Here is a 20,379-nt window from a genome sequence, read left to right on the forward strand (position 1 = left end):
GGTCGGGCACCACGCGAGCGTCAGATAGGTTGCGACGCTCGCGTGGTGCGTCGTCGTCATCCCAGGGCCCACAGTCGCGCGTAGTGGCCATCCGCGGCGACCAACTCCGCGTGTGTGCCTTGTTCGACGATGCGGCCGTGGTCTAGCACCACGATTCGGTCGGCCTTCGCGGCGGTTGCCAGGCGGTGGGCGACTACGAAGGTGGTGCGGCGGCGGGCCAGGTGTTCGGTGGCGCGCAGCACGGTGGCTTCGGTGGCCGGGTCCAGGGCAGCGGTGGCTTCGTCCAGCAACAGAACGTCCGGGTCGACCAACTCGGCTCGGGCCAGCGCGACGAGCTGCCGTTGCCCGGCGGACAGCGAGCGACCGCGTTCGCCTACTGGTTGGCGGAAGCCGGCGGGCAGCGCGGCTACGCCGTCCAAGGCGCCGACGGAGCGTACGGCGGCTTCGACTTCCGCGTCGGTCGCTTCGGGGCGGCCGTATCGCACGTTGTCCGCGACGGTGCCGGAGAACAGGTGCGCTTCCTGTGGCACCACGCCCATCCGGGCGCGCAGTGCGGGCAGGTCGTATTCGCGGACGTCGACGCCGTCGATCAATACCGCGCCGCCGGTGGCGTCGTAGTAGCGCGCGACTAGCTTCACCGCGGTGGACTTGCCTGCGCCGGTCGCACCGACCAATGCGACGGTTTCTCCTGCGGCGACGTCGAGCGTCAGGTTTTCCAGTGCGGGCTTTTCCGTACCGGTGTAAGCGAAATCGACGTCCTTGAACCGCACTTCGCCGGACAGGCGGGCGGGCAACTCGACAGGGTGCTCGGCGGCGGGCACGGACGTCGGCGTGCGGAGCAGGTCGCCGATGCGGCTCAGGCCGACGCGGGCCTGCTGGTAGCCGTCGAAGACCGACGACAGTTGCTGGATCGGCGAGAAGAATTGCTGCAGGTACAGCAAGAATCCGAGCAGCACACCGGCTTCGAGGGTGCCGCCCGCGACGCGGTGTGCGCCGACGACCAGCACTGTGGTGGTCGCCAGATCGGACAGCAGCGAGACGAGCGGGAAGTACGTCGCGATGTACCGCTGCGCGCGCAGCCGCGATCGCCGATAGTCGTCACTGCGCGACGCGAACACAGCCGCCGAACGCTCTTCGCGTGTGTACGCCTGGGCGACGCGCAGACCGCTGACGTTCTCCTGCATGTCCGCGTTGACGACGCTCACCTTCTCGCGCGCCTCGCTGTACGCGCGCGAAGCGACCCGACGGAACACGAACGTCGCTACGAGCAGGATGGGCAGCATGGCTAGCGCGTACACAGCGAGTGCAGCATCGGTGACCAGCAGCGCGACCGTGATGCCCACCAGGGTGAGCGCGCTGACCACTGCGGTGGCCAGGCCGGTCTGCAGGAACGTGGACAGCGCGTCGACATCCGTGGTCATCCGGGTCATGATCTTGCCGGACAGTTCGCGCTCGTAATAGTCCAGGCCAAGCCGTTGCAGGTGTGCGTAACTGCGCACGCGCAGCGAGTACAGCACCGTCTCGCCGACGCGCGCGGTGAGCCGGGTTTGCCAGCGCACCACGAACCAGTCGGCGGCCACCACGAGTGCGCCGATTCCGGCCAGCAGCCACACCACGCTCGCCACCCCGGGCAGTACGCCGTGGTCGACCCCGCGTTGATACAGCGCGGGCAGCGCGAGCGAGGCCAGTGCGTCGGCTGCGACCAGGCCGACCACTCCGGCGAGCGGCCACCGCACCGGACGCAGGATCCGGGACAGCCGGAAGCCGGGATCCGGAGCCGTGACGTCCACATCGGACAGTCGTGGGCGGTCAGTAGCCGGGGGCAGCCGGCGGACGCCTTCCAGCAGCTCCGGCGTCGGTGGCACGTCCGCGCCGCCGCTGCCCGCGAATCCGCTTCCGCCGCCTGGTGTTCCGCCGCGGGACCGCGCGGCTTCGGCGAGAGCGTCGACTTCATCGCGTTCGTCGTGCGGCCACAGGACTGCGGTGGTGCCGTCCGCGCCGGGCTCAAGCTTGTCGCAGCGGTGCGGTTTTTCGACGTCGTCGCCCGGTCCGGCGACCAGTTCGCGGAACAGCGCGCACCGCGCCAGCAACTCCTCTTCGGTGCCGATGTCGACCACTCGGCCTTGGTCCATCACCGCGATCCGGTCGGCCAGTTGCAGCGTGGAGCGTCGGTGCGCGATGAGCAGCGTGGTGCGCTCGGCGGTGACCGCGCGCAGCGTGTCGTGGATCGCGGCTTCGGTGACGGTGTCGATCGCCGACGTCGCGTCGTCCAGGATCAGCACGCGCGGGTCAGTGAGCAGCGCACGGGCGAGCCCGAGACGTTGCCGTTGCCCGCCGGACAGCGTGAGACCGCGCTCGCCGACCTCGGTGGCGTACCCGTCTGGCAGCGCGCGGATGAACTCGTCCGCCTCCGCCGCGCGGGCGGCCGCGAAGACCTCCTCGTCGCTCGCGTCCGGGCGGCCGTAAGCGATGTTGTCCCGCACTGACGTGGAGAACAGGAACGCTTCCTCGAAGACCACGCCGATCGCCTGCCGCAGGTCTTTCAGCGGCACGTCGCGCACATCCAGCCCGCCGACCCGCACCGAACCCGAATGCACGTCGTAAAACCGGGGCAGCAGCATGGAAATCGTGGACTTGCCGGACCCGGCCGTGCCTACCAGTGCGAGCGTTTCGCCGGGGCGCGCTTCCAAGGTGAGCCCATCAAGCACAGGGTCGCTGCGGGTGTAGCCGAACTTCACGTCGTTCAGTTCCACGCCCAGCGTGCCGGGCGGAAGCGGCCGCGCGTCGGGGCTGTCGGTGACCTCCGGCTGCGCGTCGATCAGCTCGTAGACCCGCTCCGCGCCAGCGCGCGTGAGCTGCGCCTGCACAACCAGGCCGGACAAGAACCGCGCCGGGCCGATCAACGCCGCGAGATAGGTGGCGAACGCGAGGAACGTGCCCAGGCTGATCTGCCCGTTCAGCGCCAGCATGCCGCCGATCGCCAGCACCGCGACCTGACCCGCGGCAGGCAGTGCCGACGTGGTCGCTGTCGGCAACGCGGACAGCTTCGCCGCGCGCAGCCGTTCCGCGAAAAGCTTTCGTGCCGTGCGCTCCAGCCGGGCGACCTCGCGCGCCTCCTGCCCGAAACCCTTCACCACGCGCACGCCGGTGACGGTTTCCTCGACGTGCTGCGCGACATCCGCCGCGCGCTGCTGCGCCGACCAGGTCGCCGGGAACAACCGCCGCCTGCTCAGCGCCACGACGATCCCGACCGCGGGCGCGACCACCAGCGCGATGAGCGTGAGCAGCGGCGACATCCACAGCATCGCGCCCAGTGCGAGCACCGCGAAAATCACCGAGCCCGCCGACAACGGCACCTGCATCAGCAATCCGGTGACCAGCTGCAAATCCGAAATCGCGCGCGACACGACCTGCCCGGTGCGCAACGCGTCCTGCTTCCCGCCGTCCAGCCGCGACACCGCGCCGAACACGCGGTTCCGCAGATCGTGCTGCACGTCCAGCGCCAGCCGCCCGCCGACATACCGGCGCAGGAACGCCGAGCCGAACGCGACGATCTGCAACGCCACCAGCCCCACCGCGAGCCCGGCCAGCTGCGACGTGTGCCCGGCCACCGCGTCGTCCACCGCCGACCGCACCAGCAACGGACTCGCCGCCTGCACGCCGACGCTCAAGATCGCCGCCGTCATCGCGAGCACGACAACGCCGCGGTGCTCCCAGCAGGCAGCGGACAACCGGCGCACCCAGCCGACCGGCCGGGGCGCCGTCTCAGCGAGCGGACGGTCTTGACGCGCGGGCGTCGCAGTGGTGGTCACATCACAAGGTTAGGGAGCGGCACCGACAATTTATTCCCCGGCGAACCGCCTGCCCGGACCAAACGGGCACAACCGGCGCGGTCGCAAGCCGTCTCGGAGCAGAGGTGACGAAGGGCACGCCAGCGGGTTCCGAAGGACCCTGGAAGCCGCATGGAGCAGGGAAAGCCTGGTCCGACGGCCAAAGGAAGAAGGTTGAACGTTCACCTGGTCACGGGGAAGAACCCCGGCCAAATCCACCCCCGGGCGAGCGCTCCCGCCCAATGTTCTTTAAGCTAGTACACGGCGACCCGCTCCCAGTGACCCCCAGGCTGGTTGAGCGGGTCGCCCCTTCTTCCCTTCCTCTGCTCGCGCCTGGCGGCGCTTCGCCGAGGAAGGGGCGTCGTATTACCCGGGGGCCGAGCCCCCGGACCCCCACGGTGCCTCAGGCGGCGGTTGGCTAGTGGGTCTAGTTGGTACAAAAAGAGTTGTGGCGTAAGAAAAGCGGCGAGGACCGGGGGTCCTCGCCGCTTTCGTGTTTGGCTGGTTACGCCAGGGCGGTTTCGATGGGGGTGTGGGGGAGGTTGTGGGCGGTGGCGACCGGGGCGTTCGTCAGGGCGCCTGCGTGGGTGTTCAGGCCCAGGGCGAGGGAGGGGTCGGCGGACAGGGCCTGCTTCCAGCCCTTGTCTGCCAGCTGCACTGCGTAGGGGAGGGTTACGTTGGTGAGGCCGTAGGTGCTCGTGCGCGGGACTGCGCCGGGCATGTTGGCCACGCAGTAGAAGACCGAGTTGTGGACCGTGTAGGTCGGGTCGTCGTGCGTGGTCGGGCGCGAGTCGGCGAAGCAGCCGCCCTGATCGATGGCGATGTCCACGAGAACGCTGCCCGGCTTCATGCGGGAGACCAGGTCGTTGGAGACCAGCTTGGGGGCCTTCGCGCCGGGGACCAACACCGCGCCGATGACGAGGTCCGCTTCCAGGACCGACTCTTCCACCGACAGGCGGTTCGAGGTGACGGTGCGGATGCGGCCGCCGAAGTCGTTGTCGATCTGGCGGAGGCGGTCGACGTTCGTGTCGAGGATTTCCACGTCCGAGCCGAGACCCAGCGCGACGCGGGCGGCGTTGAGGCCCGCCACGCCGCCGCCGATCACGACCACGCGGGCCGGGTGCACGCCGGGGATGCCGCCGGGCAGGACGCCGCGGCCGCCGCTCGGCTTCATCAGTGCGTAAGCGCCGACCTGCGGGGCCAGCCGGCCCGCGACCTCGGACATCGGGGCCAGCAGCGGCAGCGCGCCGTTCGGCTTCTGCACCGTCTCGTAGGCGATCGCGGTGGTGCCCGCGGCCAGCAGGGCGTCGGTCAGCGGCCGGTCCGCGGCGATGTGCAGGTAGGTGAACAGCACCAGATCCTTGCGCAGGCGCGGATACTCCTCGGCGATCGGCTCCTTCACCTTCAGCACGAGTTCGCCCTCGGACCACGTCTCGTCCGCCGTCGCGAGCACCTTCGCGCCCGCGGCGACGTACTCCTCGTCCGTGATGGACGACCCGGTCCCGGCACCCGTCTCGACGAAGACGTCGTGCCCGCGACCGACCAGTTCGTGCACGCCGGCCGGGGTCAACGCGACCCGGTACTCGTGCTTCTTGATCTCACGGGGAACGGCGATGCGCACTGCTGGCCTCCTGGCGGCGGTTCTGTCGAAGGTGTTGCCACTCACGGTGATCTACCCGGACGGCGGTGTCATCATTCCGCCGCCACAGTCTTGCGCGGGGTCAGTAGTGCTGCCAGGACAACGCACTTGACCTCGACCGCACTTGAGGTAGTTGGCTGGCTCATGGCGGAGACTCGAGGAAGGGCTTACATGCGAGCGGTGTGGCTGCGGGAGTTCGGCGGTCCGGCGGTGCTGGAGGCGGGGGACGCTCCCGATCCGGCTCCCGGACCGGGGCAGGTGCTGATCGAGGTGGCGTTCGCCAACGTGACCTTCGTGGAAACGCAGTTCCGGGCGACCGGCAACGGGCCGTTCGCGGGCGCGCTGCCGATGGTGCCCGGCAACGGCGTCGGGGGTGTGATCAGCCGCGCCGGGGAGGGCGTGGATCCGGCGCTGGTCGGGAAACGCGTAGTGACGTCGACCGGCGGCAGCGGTGGTTACGCCCAGCGCGTGGTCGTGGACGCGGCGTTGGTGTTTCCGGTGCCGCAGGCGCTGAGTCTTGATGCGGCAGTCGCGCTGCTGGCCGACGGCCGTACAGCGACCGGGTTGGTGCATGCGACCGGCGTGGCACCGGGGGAACGGGTGCTTGTGGAGGCTGCTGCGGGAGGGGTTGGCAGTCTCTTGGTGCAGTTGGCGAAGGCTGCTGGTGCGGAGGTCGTGGCTGCGGCTGGCGGGGCGGAAAAGGTTGCCCGGGCTCGGGAATTGGGTGCGGACCTCGCGGTCGACTACACGGATCCGGAGTGGACTGCGTTGGCTGGGGAGGTGGATGTGGTGTTCGACGGTGTGGGAGGTGCTGTTGGTACGGCTGCGTTCTCTCTGGTACGGCCTGGTGGGCGGATGGCGATTTACGGGCTGGCAAGCGGTTCGTGGGCGGAAGTGTCCGAAGAGGACGCTGCGGCGCGTGGGGTGAAGCTGGTTCGGTCGATTGGTGATGCGGCGGCTATGCGCGGGTACACGGAATCGGCGTTGGAGGCGGCTGCGGCTGGGCAGTTGACTCCGGTGATCGGGCAGCGGTTTCCGTTGGAGCGGGCGGCTGATGCGCACGCGGCGATCGAATCTCGGGGGACGATCGGGAAGACGTTGTTGATCGCGTGACCGATTTCGACGTCGACAGTTTCCTCGCGCAGCCGCTGACCGCACGGGTCGCCACTGCGGGTCCGACCGTCCGGCCCACCTGGTATCTCTGGGAGGAAGGCGCGTTCTGGATCCTCAGCGGTCCGTGGTCGCGGCTGCCCGATCGGGTGCGCGCGGAGCCGCGGCTCGCGGTGACAGTGGACGTCTGCGATCTCGCGACCGGCTTGGTGCGTCAGGTGATCGCTCGCGGACAAGCCGAGGTCGAGCCGTTCGACGTGCCTCGGGGACGCCGGAAACTGGTGCGGTATCTGGGTCCGGACGAGTCCGCGTGGGATCCGCGGTTCCGCGCGTATCTCCTGGACGACCCGGCCGAGCGCGGCACGGTGTGGATCCGGATGCGACCGGAATCGTTGCGGGCCAACGATCTCAGCTACCAGGTCAGCTCCAGCGGAGTGCGATCAGCTGGGTGAGCAGGGCGAGCCGGACGTCGGGGTCGTCCAGGTTCAGCGGGACCAATTCGAGGAGCCGTTTCATCCGGTACCGCAACGTGTTCGGGTGAATGCGCAGCCGTTCCGCGGCGGCGCGGGGGTCGCCGGGGTGGCGCAGCCATTCGTAGAGAGTGTCGACGTATCCGGCGTTGCTCGTCTCGTCGTGCGCGCGCAGCACGCCGAGCGGGCCGAGTTCTGACACCTGCGCCGCCGCTGCTCCGGCGGCGGCGCGGTGCAGGACCAGCGCGGTCCAGGCTTCGTCGTAAGCCACGACGCGGCCCTCGACCAGTCCTGCCCGCAGCAGGCCTAGTGCTTCGTCCGCTTGGGCTCGCGATGCGGCCAGCGCGGTCGGATCGCCCGGCGCACCTGCAGCCGCGCGAGGCAAGCCGCCTCGGCGGGAAGCGGGTTGGGAGAGCAGCGCCTCTCGCAGTTCCGGCCAGCCGCCCTCGCCGGTGCGATCCGGGACCACGACGTACAGCAACCCGCCCAGCTCAGCCGCGACCGGACGGCGTCCGAAACCTTGCGAAATCCGTTCCAGCAAAGCCAGCAACAGCCCTTCGGCGTCCCGGCTGTCGCCGCCGCTGACGTCCACGACGACGACTCGGTGCGGCTCGTCGGACAGGTCCAGTTCGGCGACCACCCGGCGTGGCGGGACTTGTCCTTCCAAGACCGCGCGCAGCAATTCGGCGGAAGCTCGCCGCTGGGCGTCCGTGTGTGCGCGTCGCCGCAAGAGATGCAGCGCGACCACCGGGGCGGCGTCGGCGAAAGCTGCCGCGCGTTCCTCGGAAACCGGACCGGGCACGACGGCCCACATCGAGCCCAGCAGTTCGCCGCCCATCCGGATGGGCACGATCAGCCGCGGCAGGGTGCCGTCGCGTTGGGCTGGAACGAAAATTGTCTGTCGGCCACGGGAAAGCTCACGGAAAACGCCACGCGAACGGAACCGGGCGAGCACGTCGTCCGGGATGCGGCGGCCCATGATCGTCGCGACGCGGGCCGGGTCGGTGAGGTCCTGGCGCGCGGAGTAGGCGAGGACGCGCGAGTTGGTGTCCTCGATCGTCACCGAGGCGTCGACCACGGCGGCCACGGCGTCGGCGAGCCGGAAGAGGTCGCCGGAACCTGGGTCGCCGCCCTCTTCGAGAGCTTCGGATTCGTCGGCGAGCGCGTCCAGAACCGTGCGCAACAGCCAGACCAGTTGGGCCCACGACGTCGCCGCGTGCACCTGGATCAACGCGATCCCAGCCGACTTCGCCGCCCGCCGCACCGACTGTTTCGCGGCCAACGGCGGTTTCAGCAGCACCGCCGCCGCACCCCGGCCGGCGCTCACCCGGACGAGCTCCGCGGCGTCAGCCGACTCGATCGTGGCGACGCCGAGCACCAGGTCACCGGCGGCGATGGCGGACTCCGCACCGGGCTCGGCGATCACCACGTCGCCGACCGCGGGACAGCCTTCGGGCACGAGAAGCGCGTGGAGCAGCGTGGGACCGACCCGGTCCACGACGCTGCGCACCGAAACCACAGCTACCTCCAGCGCTTCTGACGTCTTGCTGGAACGGTAGAAGACTGCACCGGTTTCGCCACCCGCGGCACTAGTTAGCGCGCCCGACTTTCGGCCACGGCTTGAAGTAGGACACCAGCGTCGCCCCCAGCAACAGCGTCAGCCCGACGCTCATCGCCCCCGTCCCCGCCACCGCGCTCGCCCCCACGATCTCGCCCCGCGACGCCTGCTCGCCGTGTGCCACGAAAGACGGGACCACCAGCAGGTTTCCGCCGCCGAACAGGGCCAGGGTCGCCAGCAGTTTCCACAGCACCCAGTGGTAGCGGACCAGCTTCCACTTCGTGCCGAGCCCGAGGACGACACCGGTCGCCAGCGCGAGGAGGCTGGCCGGGAAATAGAGCGTGCTGGCGAGAATCCCGGCGATGACGTTCGCGCTGCGCGTGGTCACCGGGTCGAAGCCGGCGATCGCGAGAATGCTGCAGATCAGCACCGCGAGTTCGGCTCCGATCCAGCCGACCGACGTGACGACGTGGCCGAACAGGAACCACTTCCGGGTCGCCGGGCGCATTCTCCAGTCCATGCGGCTCAGCGTGCGCGCCGCAGCAGGGTCGCGTCGTCCGTCAGCGCTCGGCACTTGTTCATACGTACGGGTGCGTAGGACTCTCATCTCGTGAGAGCAGTTGGGCGGTTCGTCCGGCTTGGTTAGCGTCGGCGCCCAGCCGACCCGATCCCGACCGCTAGGAGCGAGCACATGCCGGAAGACACCACGAGCTGGTCCTTCGAGACCAAGCAGATCCACGCGGGGGCGGCGCCCGACCCGGCCACCGGCGCTCGCGCGACGCCGATCTACCAGACCACCTCGTACGTCTTCCGCGACACTCAGCACGGGGCCGACCTTTTCAGCCTCGCCGAGCCCGGCCACATCTACACGCGGATCAACAACCCGACTCAGGACGTGCTGGAGCAGCGCGTCGCCACCCTCGAAGGCGGCGTCGCCGGTCTCGCGTTCGCCTCCGGTTCGGCGGCGGTCACCGCGGCGATCCTGAACCTGGCCAACTCCGGCGACCACTTCGTCACCAGCCCGTCGCTGTACGGCGGCACCTACAACCTCTTCCACTACACGCTGCCGAAGCTCGGCATCGAGGTCACCTTCATCGACGACCAGGACGACGCGGAGCAGTGGCGGGCCGCGGTCCGGCCGAACACCAAGCTGTTCTTCGCCGAGACGCTGGCCAACCCGAGCAGCGCCGTGCTCGACATCCGCAAGGTCGCCGACGTCGCCCACGAGGTCGGTGTCCCGCTGGTCGTGGACAACACGGTGCCGACGCCGTACCTGGTTCGCCCGATCGAGCACGGCGCCGACATCGTCGTGCACTCGGCGACGAAGTACCTCGGCGGTCACGGCACGACGGTCGCCGGCGTGCTCGTCGACGGCGGCACATTCGACTTCGGCAAGGACCCGGGCCGGTTCCCGGGCTTCAACGAGCCCGACCCGAGCTACCACGGTCTCAAGTACTGGGAGGCGCTCGGCCCGGGTGCGTTCGCGGCGAAGGCGCGCGTGCAGATCCTGCGCGACACCGGCGCGGCGATCGCCCCGCTGAACAGCTTCCTGATCCTGCAGGGCATCGAGACGCTGTCGCTGCGCGTGGAGCGGCACTCCGCCAACGCGCTGGCTCTTGCGGAATGGCTGGAAGAGCGCGACGAAGTCGAGAAGGTGTACTACGCCGGTCTGCCGTCGAGCCCGTATCACGCGGCGGCGCAGAAGTACCTGCCGCGCGGTGCCGGCGCGGTGCTGTCGTTCGAGCTGCGCGGCGGCGTCGAGGCGGGCCGGAAGTTCGTCGACGGCACCGAATTGCACAGCCAGCTGGTGAACCTCGGCGACGTGCGCAGCCTGATCGTGCACCCGGCGTCGACCACGCACAGCCAGCTCGGCCCCGAGGAGCAGGTCGCCGCCGGCGTCACCCCGGGTCTCGTGCGGCTCGCCGTCGGACTGGAAGGAATCGAGGACCTGAAGGCCGACCTCGAGGCAGGCTTCCGAGCTGCCAAGGCGGCGCTGTGACCGATCCCGGCGCGAGTCTTCCGCCCGTCACCGGCGCGTGGCGGGCGGGGGACCCACCCGGCAGACGGCACTGGTTCACCGGCCCCGGCGCACTCGCGCTGGAGGCCGGCGCCAGCCTGCCCAGCTATACCCTCGCGTTCGAAACGTGGGGAACGCTCAACTCCGACGGGTCCAACGCCGTCCTCATCGAGCACGCTCTCACCGGTGACAGCCACGCCGCCGGTCCCGCCGAACCCGGACATCCGAGTCCCGGATGGTGGGACGGGCTGATCGGTCCCGGCAAGGCTTTCGACACCGGCGAGCTGTTCGTCGTGGCCCCTAACGTCCTCGGCGGCTGTCAGGGGTCGACAGGCCCGTCCTCGCTCGCCCCGGACGGTGAGGCGTGGGGCAGCCGATTCCCGGCTCTGACCGTCCGGGATCAGGTAAACGCCGAAGCGGCACTCGCGGACGCGCTCGGCATCGAACGCTGGGCCGCCGTCGCGGGCGGTTCGATGGGCGGGATGCGGGCTCTCGAATGGGCCGTAACTCAACCCGATCGTGTCGCCTCGGCGCTCGTTCTCGCTTCGACCGCGCGCGCGTCCGCCGAGCAAATCGCTTGGGCCGCACCCCAACTCCACGCGATCCGAGGCGACTTGGCCTGGCGAGGCGGCGACTACTACACCGCCGCTGAAGGCCCGTACCGCGGACTGGGTGTGGCCCGGCGGATCGCGCACGTCACCTATCGCTGCGAACCCGAACTGGAGACGCGTTTCGGGAACCGGCCGCAGCCGGACGAAGATCCGCTGGCCGGCGGGCGATTCGCGGTCGAGTCCTATCTGGACCATCACGCGGACAAGCTCGTCCACCGCTTCGACGCGGGTTCCTACGTGGTGCTCACCGAATCCATGAACACCCACGACGTCGGCCGCGACCGCGGTGGGGTCGCCGCCGCCTTGGGCCGGGTCACCGCGCGCACAGTGGTCGCTGCGGTGGACAGCGACCGGCTCTATCCGCCGTACCAGTCGCACGAGATCGCGGCGGGAGTCGGCGGCGAGGCCACGATGCTGGCTTCGCCTTACGGCCACGACTCGTTCCTCATCGAGACCGAGCAGATCGCCGCGCTGGTTAAGACCTTGCTGGGCTGAGCCGCGAGAAAGGCCGCCTTGAGCGAACTCAAGGCGGCCTTCCCGAATCTCAGCGAAACGTCAGCCGATCGCCGAGGTCAGCGGCGAGTAGTAGCCGCCCCGCTGCCCGGCGGCAGTCGGGTGGTACGACTCGTCCACCGGCCAGGTCAAGCTGTGCAGGTAGTCGCTGGCCGCCGAGCAGATGTTGTGCCCGACGAACGCCGACCGGACGTCCACGAACTTCCCGCCCGCGGCGGAAACCCGGGACGAAATCACCGAAGCCAGCGTGTCCGCCCCGGAGTTGATCGCCGACCGCTTCGTGTCGCTCAGCCCGACGCTGCACGAACCCGGCACGGTGTAGAAGCGCGGGTAGGACAAAACGACCAGCGAAGCCCCGGGAGCCTTGCTCTTGGCCGCCGAGTACACCTTGTCCAGCAAGCCGGGCAGGGTGTTCTGGACATACGTCTTGGCGGTGTTGACCCGGTCCACGCAGGTCTGGTCGCTTCCCAGCGTGCACGTCTTGATCACGTCGGTGAAGCCGGCGTCGTTGCCGCCCACGGTGAGCGTGATCAAGGTGGCGTTGGACGGCATCGAGCTGATCTGGTTCAGCACGTCGCCGGTCTTCGCGCCCGAGCAGGCGAGGAAGGTGAAATTGGTGCCGGAGTGGGCGTTGGCCCACAGCTGGCCGTACGCGTTGGCACTGCGTTTGCAGCTGCCGGAATCCCCGTAGCTCCCGGCGCCCACTCCGGAGGAGTAGGAGTCGCCGAGCGCGACGTAGTTTTGCGACGCAGCGCTCGCACCGGTGGCGAAGCCGAGCGAGGCAGCGAGAGCGACCCCCAGGGCCGCGCACATCCGAAGGATGCGTCGTGATGGTTGACGGGTGGTTGCAGCCATAGGTCACTCCTGTCGTGACAGCTTGACGCGGTAAAGCTTTACCAGGTGCAATCCCCACGAGACACCCCTGAAATCCGGGTGCGTCCACTTGGCTCAAGCAGGAAGTAGGGCGGGAAGTTAGCGCTCGCTAACCGCGGGACCTACTATGTGCGGATGTCGGCGAATTCCCTCCCACTGGTGAACGGCGCGAAGCCGAACAGACGGGAACAGATCCTCACCGCCGCCGCCGAGCTGTTCGCCCACCACGGTTTCCACGGCGTCGGCATCGACGACATCGGCGCGGCCGTCGGCATCTCCGGTCCCGCGCTGTACCGGCATTTCCGCAGCAAGGACGCGATTCTCGGGGAAATGCTCAACTCGATCAGCCACTACCTGCTCGAAGGCGGCACCCAGCGCGCCGAAGCGGGCGGCACCCCGGACGAGCTGCTCGCCGCGCTCGTCCGGTTCCACGTCGACTTCGCGCTCGACCACCCCTCGCTCATCACCGTGCAGGAGCGCAATCTCGCGAATCTCACCGACGGTGACCGCAAGCAGGTGCGCGCGCTCCAGCGGCAGTACGTCGAGGTGTGGGTGCGGGCGATTCGCGAAGCTGTGCCCGGCCTCGGCGAACGCCAGGCGCGCTCGGCGGCACACGCCGTGTTCGGCTTGATCAACTCGACGCCCTACAACCGCCATCTCGGTGACGGCGCGCTCGCCGATCTGCTGTGCCGGCTCGCGCTGGGCGCCCTTTCCGCGGCGGGCTGAGGCCGCGATCCGGGGTATCCCGCCGACCGCCGGTCTGGTGTTTGATAGGCACGTGACCGCGGACCGGAGCGAGGGCGAGCAGCGGCTCGTCGAGAAGGCACAGCGCGCGCTCGTCGCCATCAGTCTTGGCGAGGACACGGAGGCGCTGGAAGAGGTCACGCCCTCGTCGCAGGAGCCGGGCGAACGCGACGAGGAGACGAAAGAGCTGATGCTGCTGCTCTTCGGCGAGTGCAGCGCGATGGTGTCCACGCTCGGTGACGGCGGCACCGCCCCGGTCAAGGTGCAGGTTTTCGACGAGGCGGGCGAAGAGGTTTCGATCGACCAGGCCGATCCGCCGGTCCGCACCGCTGTCCGCACGCTGCTCGCCGAAGTGCACGGCAATACCGCCGCCGCCCGCGAACAGGTCGAGATCGCGTTGGCGAGCGCTGCCCCGAACGAGGTGGACAGCCTGCTGTTGCAGGCGTTGCGCTGGACGATCCGACTGTCGGTCGAATGCCTCGAACGGGATCTGCCGGTGGCCGGCTGGATCTCGGACGCCGTAGCGGGCTGACCGCCGCCTTCTCTTCACTCACTCGTGGCCGCCCCAATGTGGCATTGGGTGCGTCAGACGCACCGAACGCCACATTGGGTGCGTCACATGCACCCAATGCCACATTGGGGCGCTGTGGGCTGGACTGGACAGCGGGGTTAACGGCCACTAACATCGGGTCCGGAGTTAACGACCGCTAACGTCTCGACGGAGAGTCATGGACACGCCGGTACTGCGCAGTTCCGCGGATCCGAACAGCGACACCTTCACCCGTAGCGTCACCTCGCACGGCGAATTGGTCGAGGATCTGCACAAGCGGCTCGCCGCCGCCCGGCTCGGCGGGCCGGAGAAGTCGCGCGCCCGCCATGTGGAACGCGGCAAGCTGCTGCCGCGCGACCGGGTGGACACGCTGCTGGACCCGGGATCGCCGTTCCTCGAGCTTTCCCCGCTCGCCGCGACCGGGCTGTACGACGACGAAGCCCCGTCCGCGGGCATCATCACCGGGATCGGGCGGGTGTCCGGCCGCGAATGCGTGATCGTCGCGAACGACGCCACGGTCAAGGGCGGCACGTACTACCCGATGACGGTGAAGAAGCACCTGCGGGCGCAGGAAGTCGCGCTGCACAACAACCTTCCGTGCATTTACCTGGTCGACTCCGGCGGCGCGTTCCTGCCTCGGCAGGACGAGGTTTTCCCGGATCGCGAGCACTTCGGCCGGATCTTCTACAACCAGGCCACCATGTCCGCGCGCGGCATCCCGCAGATCGCCGCCGTGCTCGGCTCGTGCACCGCCGGCGGCGCGTACGTTCCGGCGATGAGCGACGAAGCGGTCATCGTGCGCAATCAGGGCACCATTTTCCTCGGCGGCCCGCCGCTGGTGAAGGCCGCGACCGGCGAGGTCGTCACCGCTGAAGAACTGGGCGGCGGCGACGTGCACGCGCGCCAGTCCGGCGTCACCGACCACCTCGCGGACGACGACGCGCACGCGCTGCGCATCGTCCGCGACATCGTCTCCACTCTCGGCCCGCGCACGCCGCGGCCGTGGGACGTCAAGGCGATCGAGCCGCCCGCCGCGGACGAACGCGAACTGTACGGCGTGGTGCCGACGGATTCGCGCACCCCGTACGACGTGCGCGAGGTCATCGCCCGCGTCGTCGACGGCAGCCGGTTCGCGGAGTTCAAAAAGGAATACGGCTCGACGCTCGTCACCGGCTTCGCGCACATCCACGGCCACCCGGTCGGCATCATCGCGAACAACGGCGTGCTGTTCGCCGAGTCCGCGATGAAGGGCGCGCACTTCATCGAACTGTGCGACCGGCGCTCGATTCCCTTGGTATTCCTGCAGAACATCACCGGCTTCATGGTCGGGCGCGCGTACGAGGCGGGGGGCATCGCCAAGCACGGCGCGAAAATGGTGACCGCGGTGGCGTGCGCGCGGGTGCCGAAGTTCACCGTGATCATCGGCGGCTCCTTCGGCGCGGGCAACTACTCCATGTGCGGCCGGGCGTATTCGCCGCGCTTCCTGTGGATGTGGCCGAACGCGCGGATTTCCGTGATGGGCGGCGAGCAGGCGGCGTCGGTGCTGTCGACGGTGCGCCGCGACGCGATCGAGGGCCGCGGCGGCGAATGGTCCACAGAGGACGAAGAGACCTTCAAGGACCCGATCCGCGAGCAGTACGAGGAACAGGGCAGCCCGTACTACTCCACCGCGCGGCTGTGGGACGACGGCGTGATCGACCCGGCGGACACCCGCACGGTGCTCGGGCTCGCGCTGTCGGCCGCGGCCAACGCGCCCTTGCCCGAGGTCAACTACGGCGTCTTCCGGATGTGATGAGCGTGTTCGAGACTGTTCTGGTTGCCAACCGCGGCGAGATCGCGGTTCGCGTAATCCGGTCGCTGCGTGCGCTCGGTATCCGTTCGGTCGCGGTGTACAGCGACGCGGACGCCGATGCCAAGCACGTGCGCGAGGCCGACACCGCGGTGCGCCTCGGCCCGGCCGAAGCGGCGAAGAGCTATCTGTCGATCCCGGCGATTGTCGCGGCGGCAAAGGAAACCGGCGCGCAGGCGGTGCATCCCGGGTACGGCTTCCTCGCCGAGAACACCGCGTTCGCGCGGGCTTGCGCGGAGGCCGGGCTGGTGTTCATCGGCCCGCCGCCGGAAGCGATCGACAAGATGGGCGACAAGATCCGGGCGAAGGCCACGGTGTCCGCGGCCGGGGTTCCGGTGGTGCCCGGAGCGTCCGATGTGGACATTCCGGAGGGCGGGTTCGCCGAAGCGGCGGCGAAAGTCGGCTATCCGCTGCTGCTGAAGCCGTCCGCGGGCGGTGGCGGCAAGGGCATGCGCCTGGTGCACGAAGAGTCCGAATTGGCTGCTGCGATCGAGTCCGCGCGCCGGGAAGCGAAGAGTTCGTTCGGCGACGACACGTTGCTGATGGAGCGGTTCGTCACCACCCCGCGGCACATCGAGATCCAGGTGCTGGCCGACACGCACGGCACTGTGCTGCATCTCGGTGAGCGCGAGTGCAGCCTGCAGCGGCGGCACCAGAAGATCATCGAGGAAGCGCCGTCGGTGCTCCTGGACGAGGCCACGCGGGCGAAAATGGGCGCGGCGGCGGCGGAAGCCGCGCGGTCGGTCGGCTACGTCGGCGCGGGCACGGTCGAGTTCATCATGTCCGCGCACAATCCGGACGAGTTCTTCTTCATGGAGATGAACACCCGGCTGCAGGTCGAGCACCCGGTCACGGAAATGGTGACTGGTCTCGACCTGGTGTCCTGGCAGGTGCGGGTGGCGGCAGGGGAGCCACTCGGACTGACGCAGGACGACGTGCGCCTTGACGGGCACGCGGTCGAAGCCCGGGTCTACGCCGAAGATCCGGCGCGCGGGTTCATCCCGACCGGCGGCACGGTGCTGGCCGTGCACGAGCCCTCCGGCGACGGTGTGCGAGTGGACTCGTGGATGTCGGTCGGCGCGGTGGTCGGGTCGAACTACGACCCGATGCTGGCGAAGATCATCGCGCACGGCCCGGACCGGGCGTCGGCGTTGCAGAAACTGGACCGCGCGCTGGCCGACACCGCGTTGCTCGGCCTCGGCACGAACATCGCGTTCCTGCGCGGTTTGCTGGCCGACGAGGACGTCCGCGCCGGAAAGCTGGACACCGAACTGGTGGACCGGCGACTGTCCGAATTGGTCTCCTCGGAAGTCCCGGCCGGGTTTTTCGTCGCCGCCGCAATGGATCGGCTGATTTCGCTGCAGCCGACGGGTGCGGTCGTGGACCCGTGGGACATCCCGAACGGCTGGCGGCTCAGCGGCCCCGGCGGGATCACTTTCCGCTTGCGGACCGGGGAAAACCAGGCCGTCGTGCGGGTCGAGGGCACGCCGTCGGACGCTTCGGTGCAGGTGGACGACGCCGAGCCGGTACGCGTTTCCGCCCGTCGCGAAGGCGATCTGCTCGAGGTGCGCCGGGCCAACGGGGTGGAGCGGTACCGCTGCGCCGACGGTCCACAACGGACAGTGTGGCTGGCCCGCGAAGGCCAGTCGTTCGCGTTCGCCGACCAGGAATTCACGCTCTCCTCGCGCGGCGAGGCGGCGGGTGCTGGTCCGGTGAAGAGCCCGATGCCGGGAACGGTGCTGGTGGTCAAGGCCGCCGAAGGCGACGTGGTGAGCGCGGGTACGCCGCTGCTGGTCGTCGAGGCGATGAAGATGGAGCACACCGTGACCGCGCCGATCGACGGTGTGGTGACTGAGCTTTCGGTGCGGGTCGGCCAGCAGGTCGCGCTCGACGAGACGCTTGCCGTCGTGAGCGCAGCAGAGGAGAAGCAGTGATCGACTTCCGGCTGGACGAGGAATACGAGGCGCTCCGCAAGACGGTCGAGGACTTCGCGCAGGCCGAGGTCGCGCCGGTGATCGGCCCGCTGTACGAGAAGGAAGAATTCCCGTACGACCTGGTCGCCAAGATGGGCGACATGGGCCTGTTCGGCCTGCCGTTCCCGGAGGAATTCGGCGGCATGGGCGGGGACTACTTCGCGCTGTGCCTCGCGCTGGAGGAGCTGGCGCGGGTCGACTCCTCGGTCGCGATCACGCTGGAGGCGGGGGTTTCGCTCGGCGCGATGCCCATCTACCGCTTCGGCACCCAGGAGCAGAAGGAAACCTGGCTGCCCATGCTGACGACGGCCGAGGCGCTCGGCGGATTCGGCCTCACCGAACCGGGCGGCGGCTCCGACGCCGGGGCCACCCGCACGCGCGCCCGGCTCGACGGCGACGAGTGGATCATCAACGGCAGCAAGGCGTTCATCACGAACTCCGGCACCGACATCACGAAGCTGGTCACCGTCACCGCGGTCACCGACGTGATGGAGAACGGCCGCAAGGAGATCTCGGCGATCATCGTCCCGTCCGGCACGCCGGGCTTCGCGGTGGCCCCGAAGTACTCGAAGGTCGGCTGGAACTGCTCGGACACCCACGAATTGTCCTTTTCGGACGTCCGGGTGCCCGCCGAGAACCTGGTCGGCAAACGGGGCCGCGGCTATGCGCAGTTCCTGTCCATTTTGGACGAGGGCCGGGTGGCGATCGCCGCGCTGAGCGTCGGTCTCGCGCAGGGCTGTGTGGACGAATGCCTGAAGTACGCGAAGGACCGCGTCGCGTTCGGCCACCGGATCGGCGAGTACCAGGCCATTCAGTTCAAGATCGCGGACATGGAAGTGCGTGCGCACACCGCGCGGCTGGCGTATTACCAGGCGGCGTCGAAGATGCTGCGCGGCGAACCGTTCAAGAAGGAAGCGTCGATCGCGAAACTGGTGGCGTCGAACGCGGCGATGGACAACGCCCGTGACGCCACGCAGATCTTCGGCGGATACGGCTTCATGAACGAATTCCCGGTCAGCCGTTTCTACCGCGACGCGAAGATCCTGGAGATCGGCGAGGGCACCAGCGAGGTCCAGAAGATGCTGATCGCGCGCCACCTCGGGGTCGGCGCCTGAGACCCAGCGCCGCCGGGGCGTCCGGGCGGAGTCCCGGCGGCGCTGCTTCACCTGTCCTTATTGTGGAGCCATGGAGTTCACTATCCGGCCTGGGGTTGCCGGAGACGCAGACGTATTGCTGGGGTTTTTCGACGCCGCCGTCGCATGGCTGGTCGCGCGGGGCAGCGCGGGCCAATGGGGCACAAAGCCGTGGAGCAGCATCCCGAAGCGGGTCGAGCGGGTGCGCGAGTACGCGGCCGATCCCGAGCTCCGGATGGCGGAGATCGACGGAAAACCCGCGGGCGCGCTGATTCTCGGCCAAGCGATGCCGTACGCGCCGCAGGTCGACGAGCCCGAGCTGTACGTCCGGCTGCTGATCACTTCCCGCCAGTTCACCGGGCATCGGGTCGGTTCGCGGCTGTTGCGGCACGCGATGGACGAGGCGAAACGGCGTGGGATCGACCTCGTGCGCGTCGACTGCTGGGCGGGCGGCGACGGCGATCTGCCGCGCTATTACGAGAGCCAGGGCTTCAAGCCGACCGAGCAGTTCACCGTCGACGGCTGGCTCGGCCAGGTTCTCGAGCAACGGGTTGGGGGATAGCGGCCCGGACTGATCCGGAGGACGATATTGGCTAAGTGTCAATAGACCGAGGAGTCCGCCATGGCCAGGCAGCCGCTCTCCGGAAAGGTCGTCGTCGTCACGGGCGGCGCGCAGGGCATCGGGGCGGCCACCGCCGCCGCGCTGCACCGGCGCGGCGCCCGGCTCGTGCTCGGCGACCTCGACCGGGTCCGGGCCGAGAAAACCGCTGGTGAGCTGGGTCCGGACGTGGTCGCGTCGCCGCTGGACGTCACCGACACGGCCGCCTTCACCGCGTTCCTGGACGACGTCGAAAGCACCATCGGGCCGATCGACGTGCTGATCAACAACGCCGGGATCATGCCGCTCTCGCCGCTGGACGAGGAGGACGACGCGGCCACGCGGCGGCTGCTGGAGATCAACGTCCACGCGGTCGTGCACGGCACGCGCGAGGCCGTCAAACGGATGAAGCCGCGCGGGCGCGGGCACATCGTGAACGTGGCGTCGATGGCCGGAAAGTCCGGATTCGCCGGAGCGGCCACATATTGCGCTACGAAACACGCCGTGGTCGGGCTATCCGAGGCGGTGCATCTGGAGCTGCGCGGCACCGGCGTCGAGGTGTCGTGCGTGATGCCCGCCGTGGTGCGCACGGAGCTCGCGTCGGGGCTGGGCGAAGCGCGGTTCATCAAATCGGTCGGGCCGGAAGACGTCGCGGCGGCGATCGTCGACGCGCTGGAGCGGCCGAAGTTCGACGTATTCGTGCCGAAATCGCTCGATCTGACCGGCCGGATCACGCGGTTGTTCCCGCGCGCGTTCGGCGAATGGCTGGTGCGTGCGCTCGGCGGCGATCAATTGCTGGCGTCCGCCGCGCATTCGCCCGAGCGCGCCGAGTACGAGAGCCGGGCTGCCCGGAGCGCGCCGTCCGTCCCGCCTGGTGGGAGCGTCTGAGGTGGACGTGCGCTTGCCGGGTG

General features: G+C 69.2%; 16 protein-coding genes. 11 read left to right on the plus strand and 5 right to left on the minus strand.

Annotation, left to right across the window (positions count from 1 at the left end):
* Nucleotides 1–56: 56 nt before the first annotated feature.
* Both AB5I40_RS34440 and ald read right to left on the minus strand, forming a co-directional pair.
* Nucleotides 57–3,812: an ABC transporter ATP-binding protein gene (locus AB5I40_RS34440; protein ID WP_370934348.1), complete on the minus strand. Its 3,756-nt coding sequence runs from the start codon at nucleotides 3,810–3,812 to the stop codon at nucleotides 57–59.
* A gap of 523 nt (nucleotides 3,813–4,335) precedes the next feature.
* Complete coding sequence (gene ald, locus AB5I40_RS34445) at nucleotides 4,336–5,451, minus strand: alanine dehydrogenase (protein ID WP_354747344.1); 1,116 nt, start codon at nucleotides 5,449–5,451, stop codon at nucleotides 4,336–4,338.
* A gap of 189 nt (nucleotides 5,452–5,640) precedes the next feature.
* Here ald and AB5I40_RS34450 point away from each other — a divergent pair, with 189 nt between their 5' ends.
* Together AB5I40_RS34450 and AB5I40_RS34455 are read left to right on the plus strand one after the other, a co-directional pair.
* Complete coding sequence (locus AB5I40_RS34450; protein ID WP_370934349.1) at nucleotides 5,641–6,582, plus strand: zinc-binding dehydrogenase; 942 nt, start codon at nucleotides 5,641–5,643, stop codon at nucleotides 6,580–6,582.
* Nucleotides 6,579–7,031: a pyridoxamine 5'-phosphate oxidase family protein gene (locus tag AB5I40_RS34455; RefSeq protein WP_370934350.1), complete on the plus strand. Its 453-nt coding sequence runs from the start codon at nucleotides 6,579–6,581 to the stop codon at nucleotides 7,029–7,031. Before AB5I40_RS34450 ends, AB5I40_RS34455 begins: the two co-directional genes overlap by 4 nt.
* Here the strand turns inward: AB5I40_RS34455 and AB5I40_RS34460 are convergent.
* Together AB5I40_RS34460 and AB5I40_RS34465 are read right to left on the minus strand one after the other, a co-directional pair.
* Nucleotides 7,000–8,568 carry a PucR family transcriptional regulator gene (locus tag AB5I40_RS34460; protein ID WP_370934351.1) on the minus strand — a complete coding sequence of 523 codons (1,569 nt, stop codon included), beginning with the start codon at nucleotides 8,566–8,568 and terminating at the stop codon, nucleotides 7,000–7,002. The two genes, AB5I40_RS34455 and AB5I40_RS34460, sit on opposite strands and share 32 nt — an antisense overlap.
* Nucleotides 8,569–8,638: 70 nt before the next feature.
* Nucleotides 8,639–9,127, minus strand: coding sequence for a hypothetical protein (locus AB5I40_RS34465; RefSeq protein ID WP_370934352.1), 489 nt, complete (start codon nucleotides 9,125–9,127; stop codon nucleotides 8,639–8,641).
* Between the two features lie 171 nt (nucleotides 9,128–9,298).
* Here AB5I40_RS34465 and AB5I40_RS34470 point away from each other — a divergent pair, with 171 nt between their 5' ends.
* The gene (locus tag AB5I40_RS34470) at nucleotides 9,299–10,606 is read left to right on the plus strand and encodes a bifunctional o-acetylhomoserine/o-acetylserine sulfhydrylase (RefSeq protein ID WP_370934353.1); all 1,308 of its coding nucleotides are present in this window, start codon (nucleotides 9,299–9,301) and stop codon (nucleotides 10,604–10,606) included.
* Entirely contained in the window at nucleotides 10,603–11,730 is a 1,128-nt protein-coding gene (locus AB5I40_RS34475; protein WP_370934354.1) for a homoserine O-acetyltransferase, read from the plus strand. The genes AB5I40_RS34470 and AB5I40_RS34475 overlap by 4 nt, the downstream gene beginning before the upstream one ends.
* A 60-nt stretch (nucleotides 11,731–11,790) precedes the next feature.
* Here AB5I40_RS34475 and AB5I40_RS34480 read toward each other — a convergent pair whose 3' ends face one another.
* Entirely contained in the window at nucleotides 11,791–12,561 is a 771-nt protein-coding gene (locus AB5I40_RS34480; RefSeq protein ID WP_370934355.1) for an SGNH/GDSL hydrolase family protein, read from the minus strand.
* A gap of 195 nt (nucleotides 12,562–12,756) precedes the next feature.
* Here AB5I40_RS34480 and AB5I40_RS34485 point away from each other — a divergent pair, with 195 nt between their 5' ends.
* The 7 genes from AB5I40_RS34485 (at nucleotide 12,757) to AB5I40_RS34515 (ending at nucleotide 20,356) form a co-directional block, all read left to right on the plus strand.
* Nucleotides 12,757–13,347, plus strand: coding sequence for a TetR/AcrR family transcriptional regulator (locus AB5I40_RS34485; protein WP_370934356.1), 591 nt, complete (start codon nucleotides 12,757–12,759; stop codon nucleotides 13,345–13,347).
* 52 nt (nucleotides 13,348–13,399) lie between these two features.
* Nucleotides 13,400–13,897 (plus strand): hypothetical protein, encoded by a 498-nt coding sequence (locus tag AB5I40_RS34490; protein ID WP_086024916.1) that lies wholly within the window; start codon nucleotides 13,400–13,402, stop codon nucleotides 13,895–13,897.
* Between the two features lie 196 nt (nucleotides 13,898–14,093).
* The gene (locus AB5I40_RS34495) at nucleotides 14,094–15,707 is read left to right on the plus strand and encodes a carboxyl transferase domain-containing protein (protein ID WP_182890063.1); all 1,614 of its coding nucleotides are present in this window, start codon (nucleotides 14,094–14,096) and stop codon (nucleotides 15,705–15,707) included.
* Between the two features lie 5 nt (nucleotides 15,708–15,712).
* Complete coding sequence (locus AB5I40_RS34500; protein ID WP_370934357.1) at nucleotides 15,713–17,698, plus strand: acetyl-CoA carboxylase biotin carboxylase subunit; 1,986 nt, start codon at nucleotides 15,713–15,715, stop codon at nucleotides 17,696–17,698.
* Nucleotides 17,695–18,852 carry an acyl-CoA dehydrogenase family protein gene (locus AB5I40_RS34505; RefSeq protein WP_370934358.1) on the plus strand — a complete coding sequence of 386 codons (1,158 nt, stop codon included), beginning with the start codon at nucleotides 17,695–17,697 and terminating at the stop codon, nucleotides 18,850–18,852. Before AB5I40_RS34500 ends, AB5I40_RS34505 begins: the two co-directional genes overlap by 4 nt.
* Before the next feature lie 70 nt (nucleotides 18,853–18,922).
* Nucleotides 18,923–19,432, plus strand: coding sequence for a GNAT family N-acetyltransferase (locus tag AB5I40_RS34510; protein ID WP_370934359.1), 510 nt, complete (start codon nucleotides 18,923–18,925; stop codon nucleotides 19,430–19,432).
* Nucleotides 19,433–19,492: 60 nt separating this feature from the next.
* Nucleotides 19,493–20,356 carry an SDR family oxidoreductase gene (locus AB5I40_RS34515; protein WP_370934360.1) on the plus strand — a complete coding sequence of 288 codons (864 nt, stop codon included), beginning with the start codon at nucleotides 19,493–19,495 and terminating at the stop codon, nucleotides 20,354–20,356.
* The last annotated feature ends 23 nt before the right edge of the window (nucleotides 20,357–20,379 follow it).

Origin of the sequence: Amycolatopsis sp. cg13, assembly GCF_041346965.1 — a bacterium.
Classification (GTDB): domain Bacteria; phylum Actinomycetota; class Actinomycetes; order Mycobacteriales; family Pseudonocardiaceae; genus Amycolatopsis.

Excerpts from the sequence above, each read along its gene's own strand:
- AB5I40_RS34495 (WP_182890063.1), top strand. The coding sequence starts at position 14,094 with ATGGACACGCCGGTACTGCGCAGTTCCGCGGATCCGAACAGCGACACC.
- AB5I40_RS34510 (WP_370934359.1), top strand. The coding sequence starts at position 18,923 with ATGGAGTTCACTATCCGGCCTGGGGTTGCCGGAGACGCAGACGTATTG.
- AB5I40_RS34470 (WP_370934353.1), top strand. The coding sequence starts at position 9,299 with ATGCCGGAAGACACCACGAGCTGGTCCTTCGAGACCAAGCAGATCCAC.
- AB5I40_RS34515 (WP_370934360.1), top strand. The coding sequence starts at position 19,493 with ATGGCCAGGCAGCCGCTCTCCGGAAAGGTCGTCGTCGTCACGGGCGGC.
- AB5I40_RS34465 (WP_370934352.1), bottom strand. The coding sequence starts at position 9,127 with ATGGACTGGAGAATGCGCCCGGCGACCCGGAAGTGGTTCCTGTTCGGC.
- AB5I40_RS34450 (WP_370934349.1), top strand. The coding sequence starts at position 5,641 with ATGCGAGCGGTGTGGCTGCGGGAGTTCGGCGGTCCGGCGGTGCTGGAG.
- AB5I40_RS34480 (WP_370934355.1), bottom strand. The coding sequence starts at position 12,561 with ATGTGCGCGGCCCTGGGGGTCGCTCTCGCTGCCTCGCTCGGCTTCGCC.
- AB5I40_RS34485 (WP_370934356.1), top strand. The coding sequence starts at position 12,757 with ATGTCGGCGAATTCCCTCCCACTGGTGAACGGCGCGAAGCCGAACAGA.